Source organism: Christiangramia sp., assembly GCF_029937855.1.
Taxonomy (GTDB): Bacteria; Bacteroidota; Bacteroidia; order Flavobacteriales; family Flavobacteriaceae; genus Christiangramia.
Genome location: NZ_JAPYPC010000065.1, coordinates 1 through 3,730, shown reverse-complemented (window position 1 = coordinate 3,730; position 3,730 = coordinate 1). Strand labels below are relative to the sequence as shown.

The window sequence follows — 3,730 nt, the reverse complement described above, 5'->3', positions numbered from 1 at the left end:
ACTCAAGTGGTCTTATCGATGAAATTCGTGAAGACGATAGAGTACAGTTCGAAGTGGAGCAAGGTAAAAAAGGCCTTAACGCCGTTAACGTTGAAGTAATTGACTAATTATTATCAGAATTCTTTCGAGATCTGAAAATGATGAAGATTGGATGTCGTACGATCTCAAAACAAAGACGACAATTTTATAATAATTAATAAGTATAGTAATGCAAGAAGGTAAAGTAAAGTTTTTCAATAATACCAAAGGATTTGGTTTTATTAAAGCTGATGATTCAAACGAAGATATCTTCGTACACTCAAGTGGTCTTATCGATGAAATTCGTGAAGACGATAGAGTACAGTTCGAAGTAGAGCAAGGTAAAAAAGGCCTAAACGCGGTTAACGTTGAAGTAATTGACTAATTCTTAAAGCCAAGCTGGTTTTAATGAATTGTAATGATTGCCTGCCGTGCGATCTATAAATCTAAAACGGCAATTAAACAATATAATAAGTATAGTAATGCAAGAAGGTAAAGTAAAGTTTTTTAATAATACCAAAGGATTTGGTTTTATTCAGGCTGAAGGATCAAACGAAGATATCTTTGTTCACTCAAGTGGACTTATCGATGATATACGTGAAGATGATAGAGTTCAGTTCGAAACTGAGCAAGGTAAAAAAGGATTAAACGCTATAAACGTTGAACTAATTGATTAATTAGTTTCCCTTTTTTCTTATTACAAGCCATCCTTAGAGATGGCTTTTTTATTCCTGGTTTTTAAATGCTAGAAAACAAGTATTTATAGATGATTAATTATCAGTATATAACGAATTCGAAAAAATTTTAATTAGCATTTAGAAAGGCTTTTAGATTTCCTTAATAGATTATGGCAAAACATTTACGATATTGGTATAACCATATTCCAAACTCAATCACATGAATGCTAAGAAAAAGCTTCTATTTTATGGCACAGCTTTAATTATTGCTATTTATTTTCTATTTCTCGGTTTAAGTAAGGCTAAAGGTTTTTTTGCGCCATTATTTACTGCGATCATATTAAGCCTGGTTGTTTTGCCTTTATCTCAGAAAATGGAGAAAAAGATGAAAAGGCCTATTGCATCCTTACTCAATAGTATCCTGCTTTTTCTAATATCGATAGGCTTTATGGCTATCATTTCTTTGCAATTAAGATCATTTGCTGAAGACTGGCCCATGATTAAAAATACTATGGAACCAAAAATAGAGCAGGTTAAAGAATTTGCTTTGGAGCATTCACCCCTGAGCAAGGAAGATATAAAAGAAGCGAAAAATAGTTCTACCGGTATAAGTTCTGCCCCTCAAAAGATTACGGCTTTTATGAGCGGACTATCAAGCTTTATAGCTAATTACTTATTAACTTTTGTATATATTTTCTTTCTGCTCAATTACAGGGATATTTTTAAAAATTTTCTGATAAGGGTTTTTCCCGATGGAAAAAAGCAAAAGGTGAAATCTATCATTACAAAATCTGCAAAAGTAGCTCCTCAATATTTATTAGGAAAATTGATTTTGATGGGATTGCTGGCTATTCTATATTCTATAGGGTTGGGTGTTTCGGGAGTTAATAATTTTATATTGGTAAGTGTTATAGCTGCTATCCTAACTCTTATTCCGTATGTAGGTAACATTTTAGGTTTTATGATGGCCGTAGCTTTTGGGTTTTTGACGTCAGGAGACACCACCGTTCTTATTGGAATTGCTCTTACATTTACCATAACCCAATTTGTGGAAAGTTATGTTTTACAACCATACGTAGTAGGAGAGAGGGTGGACGTTCATCCGTTCTTTGTCATTATTACTGTGATCTTGGGGAATATGGTTTGGGGTATTATTGGGATGATCCTGGCCATACCGATCATGGGAATTATCACAGTGGTTCTTCTAAATATAGAAGACTTAAAACCTTATGGAATTCTATTCAGTAAAAAAGAGTTTTCAGATTAATTTAAACTGAATGCAATTTTTTTTCAAAACAAAGACTATTTTGCCTGTTTTCATAGGGTGGATAGTTAGGAATCACTTTATAATGATTTCGATAGTAAAGGGCAATAGCTTCTGTTTGTCTTGAACCGGTTTCAAGAACACATATTTGGTAGCCTAATTCAATAGCCCATTGCTTAAGAATCTCCAGAATTTTACTCGCGTAACCGCTCTTTCTGAATTCTGGTTTAACATACATTCTTTTAATCTCCATTTTATTTGGTGTGGAATGTTTTAAAGCTCCGCAGCCAATGATTTTCCGGTCATTATAAATTAAAACCACGTGTTTTATGCGATCAAGTTTATTAAATTGATCATAGAAATCATGTTCCTCTCCATCTGTAATAGCAAGATATTTGTCTAAATCTCTAACCAGATTTATAAAATCGGGATTATTGGAATTAGTCCTTTTAATAGTGATCATGGAGAATAAAAATTTTATTGGTTTGCAATATTCAAAAACTAAATTTACGCTAATGTAAATTTATGATTTCCTTGGCGGCTTAAATTTTCTATCCTTTATAATTTTATATAAAATTGAAATCATGAGAAAAATTGCAGTATTGATCCTCGCCTGTTTTACTATAAGCTTAATAAGCTGTCAGGAGCGTAAAAAGAACAGGGAAAAAGTTCCTGAGGCTGTTCAAAGGAATTTTCAGAAGAAATATCCAGGAGAAAATGATCCGGATTGGAAACAGGATGATCATGGGTACTGGGAATCACATTTTAAAATGAATGGAGAAAAATACAGGGCCGATTTTAATGCAGACGGAACCTGGATTGAGACCGAAAATGATATTAAAAAGAAGGAATTACCTGAAGCCATTAAAAAAGTGATCAGGGAAAAATACAGCGAGTATGAGATTGCAGAAGTTGAACAGGTAGATAGTGCCGAAAAAGGTAAATTCTATGATGTGGAATTCAAGCAAAAGGGTAAAAATATGGATGTTATGTTCAGAGAAAATGGAACAATTATAGAATAAGAATATAGAGAATTTAGAAAAAATAGGGTTTGGAGGTGGTTGCCATTGGTGTACAGAGGCTATTTTTCAGGTTGTGAAAGGTATTAAAAAGGTAGACCAGGGCTATATTTCAATTAATGCAGCACCTGAAAAATTTTATGAAGGGGTTCTGGTTTATTTCAACCCGAAATTAATTAATCTGGAGGAGCTTATAAAAATTCATCTCGAAACTCACCAAAGTTTATCGAACCACAGTATGCGTTCAAAATACCTTTCGGCGGTATATACCTTTAATGAACCTCAGCAAATCCGGGTAGCGCATATTCTGAACAAACTTCAACAAGATGAACAGAAAGAAATAATTACTAAAGCCTATACAGTCGTAGAGTTTAAAGAATCCAGAGAAGAAATTCGTAATTATTATAAAACAGATCCAGAAAGACCTTTTTGTAGGTTATATATTGAACCGAAACTTGAGTTATTAAAGGAGAAATATCCCAACAGCCTGAATTGATTTAAATACACTCATGTACGGCTAAAGAAACTAGACCGCTTCGCTTTTAGATATATGAAGTTAGACTAACTGATCAACAAGAAGTTGGAAACTGTGTTTTACAAAGAATACCAGAGTTCAAAAATTCATATAAGCTTCATTTTTAAATGCTTATTTTTTGAACTATAATGTTCTGCGTTAGGTAACTTGAGCTTTGGTTAAGTATCCGTCCGAGCAACTACGCCTTATATCTGGGTTCAGCTCATTTGCTGGGCTA

General features: G+C 33.4%; 6 protein-coding genes and 1 pseudogene. 6 read left to right on the top strand and 1 reads right to left on the bottom strand.

Features of this window, described 5'->3' with window-relative positions:
• From Q1K34_RS17825 to Q1K34_RS17810, 4 genes and pseudogenes are all read left to right on the top strand, one after another.
• Nucleotides 1-107 (top strand): annotated as a pseudogene (locus tag Q1K34_RS17825) (cold shock domain-containing protein); the annotation flags it as partial.
• A gap of 101 nt (nt 108-208) precedes the next feature.
• A complete protein-coding gene (locus tag Q1K34_RS17820) occupies nt 209-403 on the top strand; it encodes a cold-shock protein (protein ID WP_011709462.1) in 195 nt (64 codons plus the stop codon).
• Nucleotides 404-500: 97 nt separating this feature from the next.
• On the top strand, nt 501-695 hold the full coding sequence (locus tag Q1K34_RS17815; RefSeq protein ID WP_011709463.1) for a cold-shock protein: 195 nt from the start codon (nt 501-503) through the stop codon (nt 693-695).
• A gap of 220 nt (nt 696-915) precedes the next feature.
• Nucleotides 916-1,962 carry an AI-2E family transporter gene (locus Q1K34_RS17810; RefSeq protein WP_300442042.1) on the top strand — a complete coding sequence of 349 codons (1,047 nt, stop codon included), beginning with the start codon at nt 916-918 and terminating at the stop codon, nt 1,960-1,962.
• 1 nt (nt 1,963) lies between these two features.
• Here the strand turns inward: Q1K34_RS17810 and Q1K34_RS17805 are convergent, their stop codons facing one another.
• Nucleotides 1,964-2,422, bottom strand: coding sequence for a GNAT family N-acetyltransferase (locus tag Q1K34_RS17805; RefSeq protein ID WP_300442039.1), 459 nt, complete (start codon nt 2,420-2,422; stop codon nt 1,964-1,966).
• 121 nt (nt 2,423-2,543) lie between these two features.
• Between Q1K34_RS17805 and Q1K34_RS17800 the strand changes: the two genes are divergently transcribed.
• Together Q1K34_RS17800 and Q1K34_RS17795 are read left to right on the top strand one after the other, a co-directional pair.
• Complete coding sequence (locus Q1K34_RS17800) at nt 2,544-2,981, top strand: PepSY-like domain-containing protein (protein ID WP_300442036.1); 438 nt, start codon at nt 2,544-2,546, stop codon at nt 2,979-2,981.
• A gap of 4 nt (nt 2,982-2,985) precedes the next feature.
• Nucleotides 2,986-3,474: a peptide-methionine (S)-S-oxide reductase gene (locus tag Q1K34_RS17795; RefSeq protein ID WP_300442055.1), complete on the top strand. Its 489-nt coding sequence runs from the start codon at nt 2,986-2,988 to the stop codon at nt 3,472-3,474.
• The last annotated feature ends 256 nt before the right edge of the window (nt 3,475-3,730 follow it).

What these genes read in the sequence shown, in the direction of transcription:
- Q1K34_RS17820 (WP_011709462.1), top strand. Translation starts at nt 209, where the DNA reads ATGCAAGAAGGTAAAGTAAAGTTTTTCAATAATACCAAAGGATTTGGT.
- Q1K34_RS17815 (WP_011709463.1), top strand. Translation starts at nt 501, where the DNA reads ATGCAAGAAGGTAAAGTAAAGTTTTTTAATAATACCAAAGGATTTGGT.
- Q1K34_RS17810 (WP_300442042.1), top strand. Translation starts at nt 916, where the DNA reads ATGAATGCTAAGAAAAAGCTTCTATTTTATGGCACAGCTTTAATTATT.
- Q1K34_RS17805 (WP_300442039.1), bottom strand. Translation starts at nt 2,422, where the DNA reads ATGATCACTATTAAAAGGACTAATTCCAATAATCCCGATTTTATAAAT.
- Q1K34_RS17800 (WP_300442036.1), top strand. Translation starts at nt 2,544, where the DNA reads ATGAGAAAAATTGCAGTATTGATCCTCGCCTGTTTTACTATAAGCTTA.